19 protein-coding genes are annotated in these 19,286 nt (G+C 62.3%); 11 read left to right on the top strand and 8 right to left on the bottom strand.

The annotated features are described in order from the left end of the window. Window positions 1–37: 37 nt before the first annotated feature. Genes P3R38_RS18170 through P3R38_RS18160 form a run of 3 tightly spaced genes read right to left on the bottom strand, consistent with a single transcriptional unit; the run spans window position 38 to window position 2,338 of the window. Window positions 38–595: a peptidylprolyl isomerase gene (locus P3R38_RS18170; RefSeq protein WP_023381696.1), complete on the bottom strand. Its 558-nt coding sequence runs from the start codon at window positions 593–595 to the stop codon at window positions 38–40. Further along, entirely contained in the window at window positions 589–1,401 is an 813-nt protein-coding gene (locus P3R38_RS18165) for an alpha/beta hydrolase (RefSeq protein WP_277686480.1), read from the bottom strand. The genes P3R38_RS18170 and P3R38_RS18165 overlap by 7 nt, the downstream gene beginning before the upstream one ends. 13 nt (window positions 1,402–1,414) lie before the next feature. Continuing rightward, window positions 1,415–2,338 (bottom strand): LysR family transcriptional regulator, encoded by a 924-nt coding sequence (locus P3R38_RS18160; RefSeq protein ID WP_023381694.1) that lies wholly within the window; start codon window positions 2,336–2,338, stop codon window positions 1,415–1,417. A 48-nt stretch (window positions 2,339–2,386) separates the two neighbouring features. Here P3R38_RS18160 and P3R38_RS18155 point away from each other — a divergent pair, with 48 nt between their 5' ends. The 3 genes from P3R38_RS18155 (at window position 2,387) to P3R38_RS18145 (ending at window position 4,556) form a co-directional block, all read left to right on the top strand. Further along, complete coding sequence (locus tag P3R38_RS18155; protein WP_023381693.1) at window positions 2,387–2,701, top strand: hypothetical protein; 315 nt, start codon at window positions 2,387–2,389, stop codon at window positions 2,699–2,701. A gap of 110 nt (window positions 2,702–2,811) precedes the next feature. Continuing rightward, window positions 2,812–3,411: an FMN-dependent NADH-azoreductase gene (locus P3R38_RS18150; RefSeq protein WP_023381692.1), complete on the top strand. Its 600-nt coding sequence runs from the start codon at window positions 2,812–2,814 to the stop codon at window positions 3,409–3,411. A 278-nt stretch (window positions 3,412–3,689) separates the two neighbouring features. Next, complete coding sequence (locus tag P3R38_RS18145; protein WP_023381691.1) at window positions 3,690–4,556, top strand: carboxylate/amino acid/amine transporter; 867 nt, start codon at window positions 3,690–3,692, stop codon at window positions 4,554–4,556. A gap of 56 nt (window positions 4,557–4,612) precedes the next feature. Here the strand turns inward: P3R38_RS18145 and P3R38_RS18140 are convergent, their stop codons facing one another. Then, window positions 4,613–5,914: a mechanosensitive ion channel family protein gene (locus P3R38_RS18140; protein ID WP_277686479.1), complete on the bottom strand. Its 1,302-nt coding sequence runs from the start codon at window positions 5,912–5,914 to the stop codon at window positions 4,613–4,615. Between the two features lie 145 nt (window positions 5,915–6,059). Here P3R38_RS18140 and P3R38_RS18135 point away from each other — a divergent pair, with 145 nt between their 5' ends. Further along, the gene (locus P3R38_RS18135; protein WP_023381656.1) at window positions 6,060–7,382 is read left to right on the top strand and encodes a DEAD/DEAH box helicase; all 1,323 of its coding nucleotides are present in this window, start codon (window positions 6,060–6,062) and stop codon (window positions 7,380–7,382) included. Window positions 7,383–7,511: 129 nt separating this feature from the next. On the opposite strand, the gene P3R38_RS18130 is transcribed toward P3R38_RS18135, so the two are convergent. Next, a complete protein-coding gene (locus P3R38_RS18130; protein WP_023381655.1) occupies window positions 7,512–7,787 on the bottom strand; it encodes a hypothetical protein in 276 nt (91 codons plus the stop codon). A 237-nt stretch (window positions 7,788–8,024) separates the two neighbouring features. Between P3R38_RS18130 and P3R38_RS18125 the strand changes: the two genes are divergently transcribed. Further along, window positions 8,025–8,951 (top strand): DMT family transporter, encoded by a 927-nt coding sequence (locus tag P3R38_RS18125; protein WP_023381654.1) that lies wholly within the window; start codon window positions 8,025–8,027, stop codon window positions 8,949–8,951. A 62-nt stretch (window positions 8,952–9,013) separates the two neighbouring features. Here P3R38_RS18125 and P3R38_RS18120 read toward each other — a convergent pair whose 3' ends face one another. Further along, window positions 9,014–10,186: an MFS transporter gene (locus P3R38_RS18120; RefSeq protein WP_277686478.1), complete on the bottom strand. Its 1,173-nt coding sequence runs from the start codon at window positions 10,184–10,186 to the stop codon at window positions 9,014–9,016. A gap of 106 nt (window positions 10,187–10,292) precedes the next feature. Between P3R38_RS18120 and P3R38_RS18115 the strand changes: the two genes are divergently transcribed. Together P3R38_RS18115 and P3R38_RS18110 are read left to right on the top strand one after the other, a co-directional pair. Continuing rightward, window positions 10,293–11,186 carry a LysR family transcriptional regulator gene (locus P3R38_RS18115; RefSeq protein ID WP_104881381.1) on the top strand — a complete coding sequence of 298 codons (894 nt, stop codon included), beginning with the start codon at window positions 10,293–10,295 and terminating at the stop codon, window positions 11,184–11,186. Window positions 11,187–11,314: 128 nt separating this feature from the next. Further along, on the top strand, window positions 11,315–11,443 hold the full coding sequence (locus tag P3R38_RS18110) for a PA1414 family protein (RefSeq protein WP_023381651.1): 129 nt from the start codon (window positions 11,315–11,317) through the stop codon (window positions 11,441–11,443). 154 nt (window positions 11,444–11,597) lie between these two features. Here the strand turns inward: P3R38_RS18110 and P3R38_RS18105 are convergent, their stop codons facing one another. Both P3R38_RS18105 and speB read right to left on the bottom strand, forming a co-directional pair. Next, the gene (locus tag P3R38_RS18105; protein WP_023381650.1) at window positions 11,598–12,977 is read right to left on the bottom strand and encodes a sodium:solute symporter; all 1,380 of its coding nucleotides are present in this window, start codon (window positions 12,975–12,977) and stop codon (window positions 11,598–11,600) included. A 178-nt stretch (window positions 12,978–13,155) separates the two neighbouring features. Then, window positions 13,156–14,106 carry an agmatinase gene (gene speB, locus P3R38_RS18100; RefSeq protein ID WP_023381649.1) on the bottom strand — a complete coding sequence of 317 codons (951 nt, stop codon included), beginning with the start codon at window positions 14,104–14,106 and terminating at the stop codon, window positions 13,156–13,158. A gap of 225 nt (window positions 14,107–14,331) precedes the next feature. On the opposite strand from speB, the gene P3R38_RS18095 reads away from it, so the two are divergent. The 4 genes from P3R38_RS18095 to P3R38_RS18080 all read left to right on the top strand — a co-directional run bounded on the left by P3R38_RS18095 (window position 14,332) and on the right by P3R38_RS18080 (window position 19,285). Continuing rightward, window positions 14,332–15,225 carry a LysR family transcriptional regulator gene (locus tag P3R38_RS18095; RefSeq protein ID WP_023381648.1) on the top strand — a complete coding sequence of 298 codons (894 nt, stop codon included), beginning with the start codon at window positions 14,332–14,334 and terminating at the stop codon, window positions 15,223–15,225. Between the two features lie 139 nt (window positions 15,226–15,364). Next, complete coding sequence (locus P3R38_RS18090; protein ID WP_023381647.1) at window positions 15,365–16,930, top strand: PAS domain-containing methyl-accepting chemotaxis protein; 1,566 nt, start codon at window positions 15,365–15,367, stop codon at window positions 16,928–16,930. Window positions 16,931–17,006: 76 nt separating this feature from the next. After that, complete coding sequence (locus P3R38_RS18085; protein WP_023381646.1) at window positions 17,007–17,609, top strand: DTW domain-containing protein; 603 nt, start codon at window positions 17,007–17,009, stop codon at window positions 17,607–17,609. A gap of 266 nt (window positions 17,610–17,875) precedes the next feature. Continuing rightward, on the top strand, window positions 17,876–19,285 hold the full coding sequence (locus tag P3R38_RS18080) for a circularly permuted type 2 ATP-grasp protein (RefSeq protein WP_023381645.1): 1,410 nt from the start codon (window positions 17,876–17,878) through the stop codon (window positions 19,283–19,285). Window position 19,286: the final 1 nt, after the last annotated feature.

Genomic DNA, 19,286 nt, shown 5'->3' with positions numbered 1-19,286 from the left:
ACCCTCAGGCGGTTTCACGTCCCTGTGAAGCCTGGGGTCAGTCGATGCGTTTGGCGGACTTGATGTACACCGGGTCGGCCGGGACATCGCGCATGCCCTTCTTGATGGTGGTCGGCGAGTTGACGATCTGGTCGACCACCTCCATGCCCTTGGTGACCTTGCCGAACACGGCGTAGCCGCGGTCACGGCCAGGGTTGAGGAAATCGTTGTCGGCCACGTTGATGAAGAACTGGCTGGTGGCCGAGTTCGGGTCCGAGGTGCGGGCCATGGCCAGGGTGCCACGGGTGTTCTGCAGGCCATTGCCGGCTTCGTTGGTGATCGGCGCGCGGGTGCTCTTTTGCACCATCTGGTCAGTGAAGCCGCCGCCTTGGGCCATGAAGCCTGGGATCACACGGTGGAAGATGGTGTTGTTGTAGAAGCCGCTGTCGACGTATTCGAGGAAGTTCTTGGTACTGATCGGCGCCTTCTCGGCATTGAGCTCGATTTCGACCGGGCCGAAGCTGGTGTCGAGCAACACGTGAGGGGTCTTGTCGGAAGCCATGACGCTTGTGGCGAACGCGACCGAGCAGGCGGTGAGCAGGAGTTTTTTCAGCATGGGCTCAAAGATCCTTGAGAGGTTGAGGCGGCTGCAAGGAAGTGCAGCAGGGTCTGGTTGAAGACCTCGGGTTGATCGAGGGGTGTAGCGTGCCGGGAATCGTCGATGACTACCAGCTTTGCCTGGGGCATCAGGGCGACGTAGCGCTCTTTGAGTTGTATCGGGGTGTAATCCTGGTCGGCGGCGATCACCAGGGTAGGACAGCGGATCTGCCCGATGCGTTCCTGTACACCCCAGTCGACGATGGCGTCGAAGCTCTTGAGGTAGGCGCGTTTGTCGTTGCGAGCCCAGCGTTGGGCCATGGTTTGACGCAGCTCGGCTTGCTGGGGTTTGGGGAACAGCCGCTCGGCCAGGCCCTTGCCGACCGTTTCGACACTCAGGATGCGCGCCAGGCCCCAGCGCTTGAGCCACCAGATCCAGTCGCTGCGGGTACGGCGCTTGACTTCGGGGGCACTGTTGACGATGCAAAGGCTGCGCAGCCATTGCGGATGATCGACGGCGAACTGGAAGCCGACCATGCCGCCCATGGACAGGCCGACGAAATGCACCGGCCCGGTCTGAAGGTGTTCGAGCAGGGCCAGCAGGTCGGCGCTGAAGGTGGCGATCTGGTAGCCGTCGCGGGGTTTGTCGGAGCGCCCGTGGCCCCGGATGTCCATGACAATCACGCGATAATGAAGGCTCAGCACGGGTACCTGCAGTTCCCAGTCCTGGCTGCTAGACCCCAGTCCGTGCAGCAACACCAGGGGGGCGCCCTGGCCATATTCCTCGTAATGCAGTGCGCATCCCTGGTGTTCGAAATAGGCCATGGGCGCGGTCCTCTCAGGCTTGTGGGGGGGCTGCGAAGGGCACGTCCAGTGGCGCGGTATCGAAGTTGCGCAGCAATTCGATGAGGATCTGCGTAGCCGGGCCCAGGGTCTTCTCTTTGCTCGAATAAAGGTAGAACAGTGGATGGCGGCTGCCACCCTGATCCAGTGGCAACGGCTTGAGCACGCCCTCACGCAGCTCCCGTTCGATCATGTGCCGTGGTAGCCAGGCGAAGCCCAGGCCGCTGCTGACGAAGGTCGCGGCGGTGCCCAGGCTGCCGACGGTCCAGCGCTGCTCGGCGCCCAGCCAGCCGACATCGCGCGGCTGGGCGCGCCCGGAGTCGCGGATCACCACCTGCAACTGGCTTTCCAGGTCCTGGAAGGTGATTTCCCGTCCCAGACGATGCAGGCTGTGCTCGGGGTGGGCGACTGCGATGAACTCCACCGCGCTGAGCTCGCTGCCCAGGTAACCACCGATGCTGTAGCTGCTGATGGCGAGGTCGGCAATGCCTTCATGCATGACTTCCTCGACACCGGACAGCACTTCCTCGCGCAGGCGCACCCGGCAACCGCGGCTCTGCGGCATGAAGGCGGCCAGGGCACGCACCAGACGAGCGCTGGGGTAGGCGGCATCGACCACCACGCGCACCTCGGCCTCCCAGCCTTGTTCCATGTGGTGCGCCAGGTCTTCGAGCTGGCTGGCCTGCTTCACCAGGTGGCGGGAACGGCGCAGCAGCACATTGCCCGCTTCGGTCAACACCGCCTTGCGTCCATCAATGCGCAGCAGGGGCACGCCCAATTGTTCCTGCATGCGTGCCACGGTATAGCTCACCGACGACTGCGAGCGGTGCAGGGCCTCGGCAGCCTGGGCGAACCCGCCGTGATCGACCACTGCCTGCAGGGTTCGCCACTGATCCAGGGTCACGCGCGGCGCTTTCATCTTTGGCTCCTGTTGTCCTAAGCTGCGCTCTTTCAAGGAGAGCGCCCCATGAAGAAATGTTGTGCGGCTTTACTGATGTGCCTGCCCCTCGGGGCCATGGCTTATCCCATCGACGTGGAGAAGGAACTGACGGGGGTCAAACTCGACTACACCGCCTACGACACGGCCTATGACATCGGTGCCATTACCCTGAACAACTATGGGCAGGTACCGGCGGCGTGCAAGGTGATGTTTCGCAATGGCCCGGAAGCGCCACGGGTGCGCCGGGTGAACGTTCCGGCAGGTAAAAGCGTGGATGTCACCGCCAAGTTCAACCGGGAGATCATCAAACTGCGCATCACCTTGGACTGCAACGCTCAATAAAACTGATTGTTCGATAGATTGCACCCACTTTTTACGCTTTTTTATCGATAGGTCAAGCCTTAATCTTCCCTCCATCGAATCGCAACCCTTTTTGCCGATGGAGGCACCCCATGTCCCGCGTACTGATCATCGAAAGCAGCGCCCGCCAGCAGGATTCCGTTTCCCGTCAACTGACCCGCGACTTCATTCAGCAATGGCAGGCTGCGCACCCCGCCGATGAGATCACCGTACGCGACCTGGCCGTGACCCCGGTGCCGCACCTGGATGCCAACCTGTTGGGTGGCTGGATGAAGCCCGAGGAGCAGCGCAGCGCCGCCGAACTGGAAGCTCTGGCCCGTTCCAACGAACTGACCGATGAGTTGCTGGCCGCTGACGTGCTGGTGATGGCCGCGCCGATGTACAACTTCACCATCCCCAGCACCCTCAAGGCCTGGTTGGACCATGTGCTGCGCGCCGGTATCACCTTCAAATACACCCCGACCGGCCCGCAAGGCCTGCTGGCTGGCAAGCGCGCCATCGTCCTGACTGCCCGTGGCGGCATCCATGCCGGTGCCCTCAGCGACCATCAGGAACCTTACCTGCGCCAGGTGATGGCCTTCATCGGCATCCATGACGTGACCTTCATCCATGCCGAAGGCCTGAACATGAGCGGTGACTTCCACGAGAAGGGCATCAACCAGGCCAAGGCCAAGCTGGCCTCGGTGGCCTGAGTCGTAGCGCATTCCCAACCCTGACACCTTTGTTGCTCCTTTGGGTGTACCTGCCCGGCCTCGATGGCCGGGTTTTTTTTGCGCCCGTCATGACATTATCGTCGTTCGTCAGATCGAGCCCCCTCAGTTTCGGATCGTAGGCGTGAGCCTTACTCGCGATAGGCCGATTGACGCGCCCCCCTCAAGACCTGGGCCAGGCACCTTCCTCACATTCCTCATGGTTGAACTCACCGGCTGCAACCCGCTAAGGTCGCCGCCTTGATCCACGAGAGGCAACCATGGGCTACCTGATAATCGTCGCGCTGATCCAGGCGTTTTCCTTCAGCTTGATCGGCGAGTACCTGGCCGGACACGTCGACAGCTACTTTGCCGTGCTGGCAAGGGTCGTGCTGGCGGGGCTGGTGTTCCTGCCGCTGACCCGCTGGCGCCAGGTCGAGCCGCGCTTCATCCGCTCGATGCTGCTGATCGGCGCGCTGCAGTACGGCATCACCTACGTCTGCCTGTACCTGAGCTTTCGCGTGCTCACCGTCCCAGAAGTGCTGCTGTTCACCATCCTCACACCCCTGCATGTGACATTGATCGAAGATGCCCTGAACCGCCGCTTCAACCCCTGGGCGCTGTTTGCTGCCCTGGTCGCGGTGGCCGGTGCCGCAGTGATCCGCTTCGACACCATCAGCGGCGAGTTCTTCATCGGCTTCCTGCTGCTGCAATTGGCCAACTTCACCTATGCCACCGGCCAGGTGCTGTACCGTCACCTGGTTGCTCGACACCCTAGCGACCTGCCGCATTACAAGCGTTTCGGCTATTTCTACCTGGGCGCGCTGATCGTGGTGCTGCCCGCGTTCCTCTTGTTCGGAAATGCCCAGCACCTGCCTAGCACCGACGTGCAGTGGTTGGTGTTGCTGTTCCTCGGCCTGTGTCCGACCGCCTTGGGCCTGTACTGGTGGAACAAGGGCGCGTGCCTGGTTTCCGGGGCGACGCTGGCGGTGATGAACAACCTGCATGTGCCGGTGGGGCTGCTGCTCAACTTGCTGATCTGGAACCAGCACGAGCCGCTGGGAAGGCTGTTCATCGGCGGCGCGATCATCCTGGCCTCGGTATGGATGACTCGCCTGGGCGGGCTCCGCAAGGCGGTTCATCCCTGAAGAGGCGGTGAACGGGTGGGGGCGGCTTGGGTTTGCCCAAAGCCGCCCCCACGGTTTCAGGCGTCGCTCATTTCTCTCAGGCCGTGCACTGCCGGCGCCAGGTGGCTCCGAGCCGCCAGCCCCACCCGCATGTCAGTGCCACTGGGCTGCTGATAAAGGCTCAGGCCGAACTCCGGCAGCACGGCCAGGAGGTAGTCGAAGATGTCCCCCTGGATCCGCTCGTACTCGGCCCACACCGTAGTGGTGGTGAAGCAGTAGATCTCCAGCGGCACGCCTTCGGCAGTGGTCTGCATCTGACGGACCATGCAGGTCATGCCCTGGTGCACGTTGGGGTGATTCTTCAGGTAGGCCAGGGCAAAGGCGCGGAAGGTACCGATATTGGTCAGCTTGCGTCGATTGGCCGACAGCTCAGCCACCGGCCCCAAAGCCTCGTTCCAGGTTTGCAGTTCCTGGCGTTTTCCAGCCAGGTAGTCACCGAGCAGGCGTACCTGGGTCAGGCGCTGTTCTTCCTCGCGTGTCAGAAAGCGCACGCCGGCGGCGTCGATGAACAGGCTGCGCTTGATGCGCCGTCCACCGGATTGCTGCATACCCCGGTAGTTGCGAAACGATTCGCTCATCAGGCGCCAGGTGGGAATCGAGACGATCGTCTTGTCGAAGTTCTGCACCTTGACCGTATGCAAGGTAATGTCCACCACGTCACCATCGGCGCCGACCTGGGGCATTTCGATCCAGTCGCCCACGTGCAGCATGTCGTTGCTGGTCAGTTGCACGCTGGCGACGAACGACAGCAGGGTGTCCTTGTACACCAGCAGCAGGACCGCCGACATGGCGCCCAGGCCGGAAAGCAACAACAGTGGCGAGCGGTCGATCAGGGTGGCGACGATGATGATCACGGAGAAGATCCATAGCATCATCTTGGCCAGTTGCACGTAGCCTTTGATCGAGCGGGTGCGAGCGTGTTCGGTGCGGGCATAGATGTCCAGCAGCGCATCGAGCAGGCACGACAGCGCCAAGGTCATGAACAGCAGGGTGAAGGCCAGGGCGACGTTGCCGAGGAAGTGCTGGGCGGTGTCGGACAGTTCCGGTACCAGTTTCAGGCCGAACTGGATCACCAGCGAGGGGGTGGTCTGGGCCAGGCGCTGGAACACCTTGTTGTGGCGCAGGTCATCGAACCATCTGAGGGCACTCTGGCGCGCCAGCAGGCGTGTGGCGTGCAGCACGAAGAAGCGGGCCAGGCGACCAACCACCAGGGAAGCGATCAGCAACACCACCAGGCCGAGGGCGGCGTGGAGAATGGGGTGTTGATCGAGGGTGCCCCACAGATCGAGGGTATCGCGCCAGATTTGTTGAATATCCATAAGCGTACAAGCAGGTCTTTATTGCAAAACGAAGGGCCATTAGAACGCGCATGACCGCCCTGATGCCAAAAGAAATTCGGCTAAAACGGCAGAAAACGTTACCCTATGCAACTGAATTTCCCCGCACTTGCCTGAGGTTACCTCCGTGTTCTCCCAATTCGCCCTGCACGAACGCCTGCTTAAAGCCGTGGCCGAGCTTAAATTTGTCGAGCCAACTCCGGTGCAGGCTGCGGCCATCCCCCTGGCCCTGCAAGGGCGCGACCTGCGTGTTACCGCACAGACCGGCAGCGGCAAGACCGCCGCGTTCGTCCTGCCGCTGCTTAACCGCCTGGTCGACCTGCGTGCGCCTCGGGTGGAGATCCGCTCGCTGATCCTGCTACCGACCCGTGAACTGGCCCAGCAGACCCTCAAGCAAGTGCAGCTGTTCTCCCAGTTCACCTACATCAAGTCGGGCCTGGTGACAGGCGGCGAAGACTTCAAGGAACAGGCCGCGCTGCTGCGCAAGGTGCCAGACGTGCTGGTCGGCACCCCGGGCCGTCTGCTCGAACACCTCAACGCCGGCAACCTCGACCTGTCTCATGTGCAGGTATTGGTGCTGGACGAGGCCGACCGCATGCTCGACATGGGCTTTGCCGAGGACATGGAGCGCCTGTGCAAGGAGTGCGAGAACCGCGAGCAGACCTTGCTGTTCTCCGCCACCACTGGCGGTGCGGCCCTGCGCGATGTCATTGGCAAGGTGCTCAAGGACCCGGAGCACCTGATGCTCAACAGCGTCTCGCAACTGGCCGAGGGCACTCGCCAACAGATCATCACCGCCGACCACGACCAGCACAAAGAGCAGATCGTTCAGTGGTTGCTGGCCAACGAGACCTTCGACAAGGCGATCATCTTCACCAATACCCGTGCGCTGGCCGACCGCATTTACGGCCACCTGGTGGCCAAGGATGTGAAGGCTTTCGTCCTGCACGGCGAGAAGGACCAGAAAGACCGCAAGCTGGCCATCGAGCGCTTCAAGCAGGGCAGTTCCAAGGTCTTGGTTGCCACCGATGTGGCGGCCCGCGGCCTGGACATCGAAGGCCTGGACCTGGTGATCAACTTCGACATGCCGCGCAGTGGTGACGAGTACGTTCACCGCGTGGGCCGCACTGGCCGTGCCGGTGGTGAAGGCCTGGCGATCTCGCTGATCACCCACAACGACTGGAACCTGATGTCGAGCATCGAACGCTACCTCAAGCAGCAGTTCGAGCGCCGTGTGATCAAGGAAGTGAAAGGCACCTACAACGGGCCGAAGAAGGTCAAGGCATCGGGCAAGGCGGCTGGTACCAAGAAGAAAAAGGTCGAGAAGAAGACTGGCGACAAGAAGGCCGCTGCCAAACGCAAGCCGGCCGCCAAGCCGAAGGCCAAGGCACCGCTGGCCAGCAGCGATGGCATGGCGCCGCTGAAAAAGCGCAAGCCTGTGGCTGAGTAACGCGGCTGCACTGACCTCTTCGCGGGTGGTTGGCAGCCGCAATGCTGAACTGCCACGATCCTGATCAGTGCGCGTTTACGGTAGGAGCGGGTTTACCCGCGATGAGGCCGGCTCTGCCGGCCCCGACCGTTACGATTCAGCCTTGTTCTGCGCCTCCTTGAGCTCCTTGATCCGCTTGTCGATCAGCTGACATTTATCGGGCAAGTCCTTGCTCGCCGTGCCCAGGTCCATTCCCTGTAGCTCGTCATTGATCTCTTTGGCCTTTTGCGGGTTCTGTTCGGTCAATCGGCTGACCAGCCCGGCCAGTTCCTCCCGTTTCTGAGTCGCTTCTTCCGGTGTGCAGGCCCAGGCGGGCAGGCTGCAGAACAGGGCAGTCGCACAAACGATGCGCAGCAGCGGTTTCATCCTTTCTCCCTCCGGCGATGGTGGTGCCCGGTGGAGGTATCTGCGCGGCGTTTAGTTCAGCGTCAACGACCGGTGGGTGTGCAGACGGTTGCCTCGGCTGTGGAGCACCGCCACTGATGCAGATAGCCCAAGGTCGTTTTAAGGGTGGCATGAGCGACCATTGAAATCCGATAATCGGTCTTCCGTGTCCACTGCCGAGTTCGAATCCATGACTTTCACAGCAACAGGGTCGCGCCCATGAGCGCGACCCGCAAGAATCCCGACGCCTTCGCCTTCCAGGTCATGCTGGGGTTGTGCCTCATCTGGGGCTGCCAGCAAGTGCTGATCAAGACGGCGGCGGTCGACATCGCCCCGGTGATGCAGGCCGCCATGCGCAACTTCATTGCCGCGGTGCTGGTTGGCTTGCTGGTCTGCTGGCGTGGTGGCTGGGAGCAGTTGGGAAGCACCTGGAAAGCCGGCGCGGTGGCGGGTGGGTTGTTTGGCCTGGAGTTCCTGTTCATCGCCGAGGGGCTCAAGCTGACTTCGGCGGCGCATATGTCGGTATTCCTCTATACCGCACCGGTATTTACCGCGTTGGGGCTGCATTTCAGGTTGGCCAGCGAGCGGCTGCGGTTGTTGCAGTGGCTGGGCATCCTGTTGGCGTTCGGCGGAATAGCCACCGCCTTTGCCGGTGGCATGTCGTTCGAGCAGATGGATGGACGCACCTTGTTGGGCGACGCCATGGGGGTACTGGCCGGACTGGCTTGGGGCGCGACCACGGTGGTGGTGCGCTGCTCTCGGTTGTCGGAGGCGCCCGCGACCCTGACGTTGTTCTATCAATTGGCAGTCGGCTGTGTCGGGTTGGTGCTGATCGCCTTGCTCAGTGGGCAAATCGCGGCAGTGACGTGGACCCCGTTGGCACTTGGTAGTGTGCTGTTCCAGGGGATCGTCGTGTCGTTCATCAGTTACCTCACCTGGTTCTGGTTGCTGCGCAAGTACCTGGCCTCGAACCTGGCGGTGTTCTCGTTCATCACCCCGTTGTTCGGGGTGACATTCGGGGTGGTGCTACTGGGTGAGCCATTGAGTGCCAATTTTGTACTGGGGGCTGTCATGGTCTTGCTGGGCGTGATCCTGGTGAGTGCCGAGCCGTGGGTGAAGCTGCAATTGCGCAAGTGGGTCGGGTAGCGGTTGGCGGTACGGGCTCCATCGCCGGCAAACCGGCTCCTACAGGTATTCCGGCTCGGGTCTTAGGAGGCTGTCTGGGCCTTCGGCGGGCAGGATGGCAGACGCCGGCCCTCCATCAGCACCAGTACCCCCGCCAGGCCCAGCCCCGTCGCTGCCAGCACCAGTGCTGGCGCCAGGCTGGCGCTGTAGTGGCTGCTGACCGCTGCCAGCAGAGGTCCGCTCAACTGGCCCAAGGCGAAGCACGCCGTGAGCAGACCGGCATTACGCTGCGTCGCTTGCGGCGCCAGCTCGCGGGAACGTTGCATCACCAGTTGCATGCAGGCCAGGAACGGGGTGCCGCACAGCACCACGCCCAGTGCCAGGCCGATTCCATCGCCCAGCAGGCATGCAAGCACACCGAACCCCTGCAACCAAAGCGTGGCCGTTAGCCAGGCCGAGGTCCGCCCAGGGCGACGCAAGCTCACCAGCAGCACCCCCAGTGCCGCGGCCAGGCCGAACGCTGGCCAGAACAGGTCGGCCATCCAGTGTCCGCGAAACTGCTGGCTGGCCATTTGCGACAAGAAGGTGGCCGGGAGGATGTATCCGATGCCATACAAGGCATAGACCAGGCCGAGTCGGCCAATGCCAGCGCTGCGGTTGGCTCCTGGTTGAGGCACCGCGGGCGCTAGCGCCGGTTGCAGCGCCTGGGGTAGCCAGGGCCGGGCGGCCAGCAACATGATCAGCGCAGCCACGGCATAGATCATCCACAACGCTGCCGAACCGAGTCCCGACAGGTGCGCAGCCAGTGCCAGCAGACCGGTCAGGGCGATCCCCAGGCCTGGCCCTGCGAACACCAGAGCCCCGTACCGTTGCTGCCCGTGCGCATTGGCGACCTGTTGGCTGAGGCTGGTGATCATCACCAGCACCCAGGCGCTGGCCACGCCGGTACCAAAGCGCAATGCCAAGTGGCTCCAGAACCCATCGGTGGCCCATGAGGCCAAGGTCAGCAGCACGCACAGCCACAGCCCGCCGTGCAGGCGCAGGCGAACCTGTGCAGGCTTGCGGGCGAACATCGCATCCACCGCGCCGAGGAAATAGCCCAGGTAGTTGGCGGCGGCAACCAGCCCGGCGGCGGTGAGGTCGAACTGGCCTTCGGCGATCAGTTGCGGCAGTTGCGGGGTGAGGGCGAAGCGGCCAATGCCCATGGCCATCATCAGGGCCACGGCACTGGCCAGCAGTTGTACGAGCGGCGACATGAGGATACTCCTGCGCGAATGTAAGCGATGGATGGCAGGGTAGGGCTGATTGACTTTCAATAAAATTGAATAATGATGATGAAGTTATTCTGTTTTGGAGAATGCAATGGAGTTCAGCCAATTGCGCATCTTCCAGGCTGTGGCCGAGGAAGGATCGGTGACCCGTGCCGCCGAGCGCCTGCATCGAGTGCCTTCGAACCTGTCCACGCGCCTGCGGCAACTCGAGGAGCAACTGGGTGTGGAGCTGTTCCTGCGCGAGCGCCAGCGCCTGCAACTGTCGCCCGCCGGTAAGGTGCTGCTGGACTACGCCAACCGCCTGGCTGCGTTGCATGACGAAGCGCTGTCGGCGGTGCAGGGCGGGCAGCCGGCCGGCGACTTCGTGCTGGGGACCATGTACAGCACGGCGGCCACCCATCTACCGGCGCTGCTGGCCCGCTATCACCAGGCCTACCCGGCGGTGAACCTGCAGGTACGAGCTGCACCCAGTGGCGAGTTGTTCGAAGGACTGCTTAGCCATCGCCTGGACGCCGCGCTGGTAGACGGCCCACTGAACCTGGCCGGATTGGACGGTATACCGCTGTGCGAAGAAGAGTTGGTGCTGATCACCAGCCCGGAGCACCCCGTGGTGCACACCGCCAAGGACGTTGCTGGCAAGGCGGTGTTCACCTTCCGCCAGGGCTGCTCCTACCGCATGCGGCTGGAAGCGTGGTATGCCCATGCCCACACGCCGATGGGGCGCGTGATGGAGATCGAGTCGTACCAGAGCATGCTGGCCTGCGTGATTGCCGGGGCAGGGGTGGCCATGATGGCCCGCTCGATGCTCGACAGTCTGCCAGGGCGCGACCGTGTGCGGGTGCACCGCTTGCAGGCGCCATTCGATGAGGCGGTCACCTGGTTGATGTGGCGTCAGGGCATGCGCGGCGCGAATTTACAGGCGTGGATCGATTTGCAACAAAGCGAAACGATTAACCAGTCGTCGGAATACGGCATTTCGGCTTGATCCGGGTCAAACTGGCCCTTATCTGTAAAGGCAGAGGCATGCGTAATACAGGACATCGGACTATGATCTGTATGAAACATCGCAAGATTTGAAATTGCCGTGAGGCTGACCCGTAAAAGGGGGCATTTATGAACGACCGACTTTACAACTGGCTCCACGACCTCGCTGTCGCCTTGGGCTTGCTCCCTCCGCCGCTGCAGCCAGTGCCGATCCCGACCGACGAAGAACAACGCAAGCGCCAACCGCGTCGTCGCTGAATGAAAAAAAGGCCGCTGCATCACTTGCCGATGCCGCGGCCTTTTTGATTCTGGGGGGGCGTGGTGTTCGTAGTGGCCGTGTCGCCGGTCCCTGCAAGCACCAACCCTGCAGGAACCGGCTTTCCGGCGATCGCGGCCAACCCGCGTTACAGGCTCACGCCAGCTTTGCCGCCGCCACCGACTTGCGCGACATCAGGCTCACCACCACGAAGCTCACCAGACCGACGGCCAGGCTGTAGTAGATCGGCGTGTTGGCATCCAGACCATCCTTGAACATGAAGAACAGTGCGGTGGCAAAGCCCAGCGACATGCTGGCGATGGCCCCTGCGGTGGTCGCACGCTTCCAGAAGATGGCACCGATCAGCGGGATCAGCATGCCGCCGACCAGCAGGTTGTAGGCCAGGGTCAGGGCGCTGATCACATCGTTCACCGCCAGCGCGATAGCCAGTACCACCAGGCCAGTGAGCAGGGTGAACAGGCGGTTGACGCCCAGGCTCGACTGCTTGCCACCACGCAGTTTAGGCAGCAGGTCCTCGGTCAGGGTGGTCGAGGCAGCCAGCAGGCCGGCACTGGCGGTAGACATCATCGCGGCCAGGGCAGCCGCCATCAGCAGGCCACGAATGCCATCGGGCAACTGGCTCTTGATCATTTCGGCGAAGGCGTTGTTCGGGTTCGCCAGGTCCGGCATCAGCACATGGGCGGCCATGCCGATCAGCGCGCAGGCCAGGCCGTACAGCACGCAGTAGACACCAGCAGTGGTACCGGCGCGCTGGCAGACTTTCTCGTCCCGGGCGGTGAACACCCGCTGCCAGATGTCCTGGCCGATCAGGATGCCGAAGAAGTAAATCAGGAAGTAGGTGATGATGGTGTCCCAGCCGATGGTGGTCCAGCTGAAGCTGGCTGCCGGCAGCTTGGCTACCAGAGTGTCCCAACCACCGGCCTTGTACAGGCACACTGGCAGCAGGATGAACATCAGGCCTACGGTCTTGATCACGAACTGGACGATGTCGGTCAGGGTCAGCGACCACATGCCGCCGATGGTCGAATACACCACCACCACGCCACCACCGAACAGCAGGGCCATCCAGAACGGCACGTCGAGCAGCACCTGCAACACGGTGCCCATGGCCAGGGTCGAGGTGACGCCGATCATCAGCGCGTAGGCCAGCATGATCGCCGCGCTGGCCTGGCGCGCCATCGGGTTGTAGCGGCGCTCCAGAACCTGGGTCACGGTGAAGATCTTCAGGCGCAGCAGCGGTTTGGCGAGGAACAGGTTCAGGGCGATGATGCCCAGGCCCAAGGCTGCACACAGCCAGAAACCGGAGATACCGTGGACATAACCCAGGCGTACGGTGCCTACGGTAGAGGCGCCGCCGAGAACGGTGGTTGCCATGGTGCCCATGTACAGGGTCGGGCCGAGGTTGCGCCCGGCCACCAGGTAGTCTTCGTGGGTTTTTGCACGGCGCATGCCGTACCAGCCCAACCCGAGCATGCCGGCGGCATAGATCAGTACAACGATGATGTCCAAGGCCATTGGGGGTCTCCCGATTATCTTTATTATGGCGAGATCGACCACGCGGGCGGGTTCACGGCGCCCGGCGGTCTTGTCTTGTGTTGGCGGGCCTCTATGGCCCTCCCAGATGGCTCCTGCCAGTCCTATCAGTCCATCGCCGCGTGCTGTCCGCTCCCACGATCCAGCAGTGCAGCGTTGATCAGCGACGCACGACGCCCGGCAGCACGCAGAGCATTTCGAACAGCAGGTTGGCACCGAGCAACGAGGTGTTGCCGGTGGTGTCGTAAGGCGGGGAGACTTCGACGAGGTCACAGCCGATCAGGTCGAGGCCGTGGCAGCCGCGAATGATCTCCATCGCCTGGATGGTGGTCAAGCCGCCGATTTCCGGCGTGCCGGTACCTGGCGCCCAGGCCGGGTCGATACCGTCGATGTCGAACGACAGGTACACCGGGCCACCGCCGACCTTTTCACGCACCTCGGCCATGAGCGGTTCCAGCGATTTGTGCCAGCACTCTTCGGCCTGCACCACGCGAAAGCCCTGGCGACGGCTCCAGTTGAAGTCGTCGGCGGTGTAGCCTTGGGCGCGCAGGCCGATCTGCACCACGCGGTCGCAATCGAGCAGGCCTTCTTCCACGGCACGGCGGAACGTGGTGCCGTGGGCGATCTTCTCGCCGAACATGTGGTCGTTGACGTCAGCATGGGCATCGATGTGCACCAGGCCGATCTTGCCGTGCTTCTTGTGCAGTGCGCGCAGGATCGGCAGGGTGATGGTGTGGTCGCCGCCCAGGGTCAGCGGGATGATGTTGTGCTCGAGGAGTTCGTCGTAGGCCTCTTCGATGATGCGCACGGCGTCAAGCAGGTTGAAGGTGTTGATCGCTACGTCACCGATGTCGGCCACCGACAGCGAGTCGAACGGGGCGGCACCGGTGGCCATGTTGTACGGGCGGATCATCACCGACTCGGCGCGGATCTGCCGTGGGCCGAAACGGGTACCGGAGCGCAGCGAGGTGCCGATGTCCAGCGGTACGCCGATGAACGCGGCATCCAGGCCTTCGGCGCTTTGCAGGTGGGGAAGACGGAGCATGGTGGCGATGCCGCCGAAACGCGGCATTTCGTTGCCGCCCAGTGGTTGGTGGAGAATCTTGTCCACGGTGGGCCTCATCAGTCGGTCGATTGTTCTGTTTGTTCGAACCTGTGCCGCCGCGCGCCTCGATAGTGTGGTTCTGCTGGCGGGCAGGGACATTTCGGCCAAGTCTGCTCAAGGCTGTGCGCGGGAAGAATCGCTACCGGCAAATACTTACTTCAGGAATTTCTGAACTAATGGCCGCAAGACCGGTTAGACTGCGCGAAAATTCTCCTGCGGAACCGTTGCACCATGGCCTCGACACTGCCCGACCTGAAACTGCTGCGCATCTTCGTGAGCGTCGTGCGCCACCAGGGCTTCGCCAATGCCCAGCGTGAGCTGAACCTGTCGACATCAGCCATCAGCACCTACATGAGCCAACTGGAAGGGGCGTTGGGGATCGTGCTGTGTCACCGCGGGCGAGGCGGTTTCAGCCTGACCAGCAAGGGCGAGCTGTTCCATCAGGAGACATTGCGCCTGCTGGCCGAACTGGATGGATTCGAGCAATACGCCGCCGCCCTCAAGGGCGAACTGCGTGGCACGCTCAACCTGGGGGTGATCGACTCGACCGTCGGCGATCGGGCGCTGCCGTTGGCCGAAGCGATCGGCGCCTACAGCCAGGAGCACCCGGCGGTCCACCTGCACCTGTCGGTTTCCAGCCCTTACGAGCTGCAACTGGGGGTGCAGGACAACCGCCTGGACCTTGCCATTGGCGCCTTTTCGTCGCGCATGAGCGGCTTGGTCTACCAGCCGCTGTACCGCGAGCAGCACTGGCTGTACTGCAGCAGCCGACATCCGTTGTTCGCCGAACGGCGCATCCCCGAGCAGGTGGTGACCCAGCAGCGCATGGTCGGGCGTGGCTACTGGAGCCAGGCGGAGCTGGCCCGCCATGGCTTCAAGCACAGTGCGGCAACGGTAGAGAGCATGGAGGCGCAGCTGATTCTGATTCTCTCAGGCGCCTACATCGGTTACCTGCCCGAACATTATGCCCAGGCCTGGGTGGACAAAGGCGACCTGCGGGTATTGTCGCCGGCGACCTTTGGCTATCAGGCGCCATTTTCCTTGATCATTCGTCGCGGTCGCAGCCGCGAACCCTTGATCCAGACGTTCCGTGACCTGCTCAAGAGCCAGCTCATCGTCGGCTGAGTCAGACGACATTTCGGACATTCCGTCGGGACGAGCCATTTTCCTGCACAACCTGGCCACTACCATGGTGGCTCTCTGCTAAACCTCTACTTGCTTTGATGATTTTCCCCTTCATCTACACAAGCAAGGATCGCCCAAGATGCGCATGAATTTGCCCGTCACTGAGCATGAAAGAACCTTCCCCAGCGAACAGCGCCTGATCTCCACCACGGACCTAAACAGCCGAATCACCTACTGTAACGACGCCTTCGTAGCCATCAGCGGGTTCACCTACGATGAACTGGTCGGGCAACCGCACAACCTGGTGCGGCACCCGGACATGCCGCCTGCGGTCTTCGGGCATATGTGGGACACCATCAAGCAAGGCAAGCCCTGGATGGGCGTGGTCAAGAACCGCGCCAAGAACGGCGATTTCTACTGGGTCAGCGCCTATGTCACGGCGATTTACGAAAATGGCCGGGTCAGTGGTTATGAGTCGGTGCGCTCGGTGCCTACCCGTGAGCAGATCCGCCGCGCCGAAGCGCTGTATGCGCGACTGCGCGCAGGCCGTTCGCCCGTGTCGTGGGCGGCGCGTTTGGGGCATGGGTTGGGGCATGGCTGGCCATTGATCGGAGCCGGCGTGCTCTCGGCTGCCGGTTACCTCTGGTTGCCCACCTACGCCGCATTAGGTGTTCTGATGGCCAGCCTGCTGGTTGCCTGGTACTGGGTCGAGCATCGACAAAACCTGGCCATACGCCGCACCCTGGACGAGCATCCCAAGGCCTTTACCAGCCCGTTGGTGGCGTTGACCTACAGTGACAATCCAGGGCTGCAGGGGCAACTGGACCTGGCAATCATCAGCGAGGAGGCGCGCCTGCAGACCGCCTTGACCCGGCTGGTGGATGCCGGGGTCGGGGTCAAGTCACGGGCGGCCCAGTCCGCCGACCTGTCCGATGCCCAGGCGCAGATGCTCGACCGCCAGCGTAGCGAAACCGACCAGTCGGCCACGGCCATCGCGCAGATGGCCGCGACCATCCAGGAGGTCACCCATAACGTGCAAAGCACCGCCCATGCCGCCGGCGATGCCGACCAGCTGGCCCAACAGGGCAGCGAGCTGGCGCAGCAGAGCCTCAAGGCCATGGGCAGCATGAGCGTTGCGGTAAGCGACATCGGCCAGGCCGTCAATGCCCTCGCCGAGCAGACCCAGAGCATCGGCAGCGTGGTGGACACCATCACCTCGATCGCCGAGCAGACCAACCTGCTGGCGCTCAATGCGGCCATCGAGGCGGCCCGCGCTGGCGAGCAAGGCCGGGGGTTCGCCGTGGTGGCCGATGAGGTGCGCTCCCTGGCCCAACGCACGCGGTCGTCCACGGATGAAATCCACCACATCATCGCGTCGCTACGTGCTGGCGCCGAACGCGCGGTGAGCACCGCCAGTCGTGGCGAGCAAATTTCCCGTGACAGCATGCAGAGCGTCGAAGCGGTGCAGTCGGCGTTGGCCGGGATTGTCCAGGCGGTCAGCCGCATCACCGGTATGAGTCAGCAGATGGCAACCGCGTCGGAGCAGCAAAGCCACGTCGCCGAAGACATCAACCAGCAGATCGTGCGTATCGCCCAGTTGTGTGACCAGAGCGCCGGGCAGGCCAAGCAAGGTGCCGAGATCAGCCAGGACCTCGAACGCATGGCCGAATACCTGCACAGTCTGGCGGAGCGTTTCAACCGCTGAACCCACGACTCTCCCACAGGGATGTGGGCCTTTTATCGGGTGGCTATGGCACACTGGCGCCAGCCAGGAGAACCCGATGTCCAGACCCCGCTGCGAACGCTGCCTGCGTCCGCAAGACCATTGCCTTTGCTCACTGATCCCTCATCTCGACAGCCGCACCCGCGTCCTGGTGTTGCAGCACGCGAGCGAAACCACCCACGCCCTCAATACAGCCCGATTTGTCGCATTGGGGCTGGCGAACGCCCAATTACGGGTCGGCGAGGTGTTCGAGGATCTGGCCGATTTGCTCGCCACTCCCGGTTACCGGCCGGTAATACTGTTTCCAGGGGATGGCGCCGAAGCGCTGAGCGCCTATGGCGATGCACAGGACACGCCGCTGCTGCTGATCGTTCCGGACGGTACCTGGCGCAAGGCGCGCAAGCTGCTCTACCTCAACCCATTGCTGCAGGCCTTGCCGCGTGTGACGCTGGGGCAGGTGACGCCTTCACGCTACCGGTTGCGCAAGGCGCCGGAGCCTGGGGCGCTGTCGACCATCGAGGCGGTGGTGCAGGCGTTGAATGCACTGGAAGCACCAGAGTGTTTCGACCCGTTGCTGCAACCGTTCGAGGCACTGATCGAAGGGCAGATAGCTGCAATGGGCCGGGAGACATTCCAGCGCAACCATGGTCAAGACCAATAGGCCAGGAGCGCGCCTGAAGGCGCCGGCTTGCCGGCGATAAGCGGCCCACTTACTACTTGCATTCCAAGGCCTGTATTCCCTGTTTTGGTTCACGCCTTATTCAATACGCTACAACGAGCCCTTATTGAGTGCGTTTACCTTGACAACCTAGGTGAACCTGCACCGCGAGAGGCCACGGTTTGCGGGGTGGCGCCTGTTTCGGCATCGCTATTGCTAGGTAACGACTGCAGGGATAACAGTTGTACTTAGTGTGTGGGGAGTTGCGTATGCCTCGGGCCTTTTTCAATGAAATGTATGATGCGGCCGGTGAGTGTCGTCCGCATTATCAAGAGTTTGCGCGTTGGCTGGCGAATACCCCCTTGGAGTTGCTCGATCAGCGTCGTCGTGAAGCGGACTTATTGTTTCATCGCGCAGGCATTACGTTCACGTTGTATGGGGATGAACAAGGCACCGAGCGGTTGATTCCGTTCGATATCATTCCTCGCAGTATCAAGGCCAGTGAATGGCGAACCGTGGAGCGCGGTTGTATCCAGCGTGTCCAGGCACTGAACCTGTTCCTTGACGATATCTACCACGGGCAACGGATTCTCAAGGAGGGCATCATTCCACCCGAGCAGGTCCTGGCGAACGATGGTTACCAGGTGGCCATGCAAGGCCTGGATTTGCATCGCGGTATTTATGCCCACATCGCCGGCGTCGACCTGGTGCGTGATGGCGATGGCAGTTACTACGTACTGGAAGATAACTTGCGAACCCCAAGCGGCGTGAGCTACATGCTCGAAGACCGCAAGATGATGATGCGTCTGTTCCCCGAGTTGTTCGCTGCTCAACGCGTCGCAGCCATCGACCATTATCCCAACTTGTTGCTCGATACCCTGAAGAGTTCGAGCCCGCTGGATAACCCGACAACCGTTGTACTGACCCCCGGTCGATTCAATAGCGCCTATTTCGAACACGCTTTCCTGGCCCGTGAAATGGGTGTGGAATTGGTCGAAGGCGCTGACCTGTTCGTGCGCGACAACCATGTCTTCATGCGCACGACTTCTGGTCCACGTGCGGTCGATGTCATCTACCGACGCCTCGACGATGCCTACCTCGACCCGCTGTCCTTCAATCCCGACTCCCTGCTTGGCGTGCCAGGGCTCGTTACGGCCTACCGTGCCGGCAATGTGGTGCTGGCCAACGCGGTGGGTACCGGGGTGGCTGATGACAAGTCGATCTACCCCTACGTCGACGACATGATCCGCTTTTACCTTTCAGAGGAGCCGATTCTCAAGAATGTGCCGACCTGGCAGTGCCGCAAGCCTGCCGAACTGTCCCATGTGCTGGCCAACCTGCCGGAACTGGTGGTCAAGGAGACCCAGGGCTCGGGCGGTTACGGCATGTTGGTCGGGCCGGCCGCGAGCAGAGCGGAGATCGAAGAGTTCCGTGCCAGGATCAAGGCCCGGCCGGAGGCTTACATCGCCCAACCGACGCTGTGTCTGTCGACCTGCCCAACCTTCGTGGAAAACGGCATCTCGCCAAGGCACATCGACTTGCGCCCGTTCGTGCTGTCAGGCAAGGAAACCCGCCTGGTGCCAGGCGGATTGACGCGGGTGGCCTTGCGCGAAGGCTCGCTGGTGGTGAACTCGTCCCAGGGCGGCGGCACCAAGGACACCTGGGTTGTGGAGGACTGAA

The organism is Pseudomonas sp. NyZ480 (genome assembly GCF_029537255.1).
GTDB lineage: Bacteria > Pseudomonadota > Gammaproteobacteria > Pseudomonadales > Pseudomonadaceae > Aquipseudomonas > Aquipseudomonas taiwanensis.
Note: the sequence above shows the minus strand (reverse complement) of the source record. Positions and strands in the feature narration are given on the sequence as shown.

What these genes read in the sequence shown, in the direction of transcription:
- P3R38_RS18140 (WP_277686479.1), bottom strand. Translation starts at nt 5,914, where the DNA reads ATGGATATTCAACAAATCTGGCGCGATACCCTCGATCTGTGGGGCACC.
- P3R38_RS18090 (WP_023381647.1), top strand. Translation starts at nt 15,365, where the DNA reads ATGCGCATGAATTTGCCCGTCACTGAGCATGAAAGAACCTTCCCCAGC.
- P3R38_RS18155 (WP_023381693.1), top strand. Translation starts at nt 2,387, where the DNA reads ATGAAGAAATGTTGTGCGGCTTTACTGATGTGCCTGCCCCTCGGGGCC.
- P3R38_RS18130 (WP_023381655.1), bottom strand. Translation starts at nt 7,787, where the DNA reads ATGAAACCGCTGCTGCGCATCGTTTGTGCGACTGCCCTGTTCTGCAGC.
- P3R38_RS18105 (WP_023381650.1), bottom strand. Translation starts at nt 12,977, where the DNA reads ATGGCCTTGGACATCATCGTTGTACTGATCTATGCCGCCGGCATGCTC.
- P3R38_RS18160 (WP_023381694.1), bottom strand. Translation starts at nt 2,338, where the DNA reads ATGAAAGCGCCGCGCGTGACCCTGGATCAGTGGCGAACCCTGCAGGCA.
- P3R38_RS18170 (WP_023381696.1), bottom strand. Translation starts at nt 595, where the DNA reads ATGCTGAAAAAACTCCTGCTCACCGCCTGCTCGGTCGCGTTCGCCACA.
- P3R38_RS18125 (WP_023381654.1), top strand. Translation starts at nt 8,025, where the DNA reads ATGAGCGCGACCCGCAAGAATCCCGACGCCTTCGCCTTCCAGGTCATG.
- P3R38_RS18165 (WP_277686480.1), bottom strand. Translation starts at nt 1,401, where the DNA reads ATGGCCTATTTCGAACACCAGGGATGCGCACTGCATTACGAGGAATAT.
- P3R38_RS18145 (WP_023381691.1), top strand. Translation starts at nt 3,690, where the DNA reads ATGGGCTACCTGATAATCGTCGCGCTGATCCAGGCGTTTTCCTTCAGC.
- P3R38_RS18115 (WP_104881381.1), top strand. Translation starts at nt 10,293, where the DNA reads ATGGAGTTCAGCCAATTGCGCATCTTCCAGGCTGTGGCCGAGGAAGGA.
- P3R38_RS18095 (WP_023381648.1), top strand. Translation starts at nt 14,332, where the DNA reads ATGGCCTCGACACTGCCCGACCTGAAACTGCTGCGCATCTTCGTGAGC.
- P3R38_RS18085 (WP_023381646.1), top strand. Translation starts at nt 17,007, where the DNA reads ATGTCCAGACCCCGCTGCGAACGCTGCCTGCGTCCGCAAGACCATTGC.
- P3R38_RS18150 (WP_023381692.1), top strand. Translation starts at nt 2,812, where the DNA reads ATGTCCCGCGTACTGATCATCGAAAGCAGCGCCCGCCAGCAGGATTCC.
- P3R38_RS18080 (WP_023381645.1), top strand. Translation starts at nt 17,876, where the DNA reads ATGCCTCGGGCCTTTTTCAATGAAATGTATGATGCGGCCGGTGAGTGT.
- P3R38_RS18110 (WP_023381651.1), top strand. Translation starts at nt 11,315, where the DNA reads ATGAACGACCGACTTTACAACTGGCTCCACGACCTCGCTGTCGCCTTG.
- P3R38_RS18120 (WP_277686478.1), bottom strand. Translation starts at nt 10,186, where the DNA reads ATGTCGCCGCTCGTACAACTGCTGGCCAGTGCCGTGGCCCTGATGATG.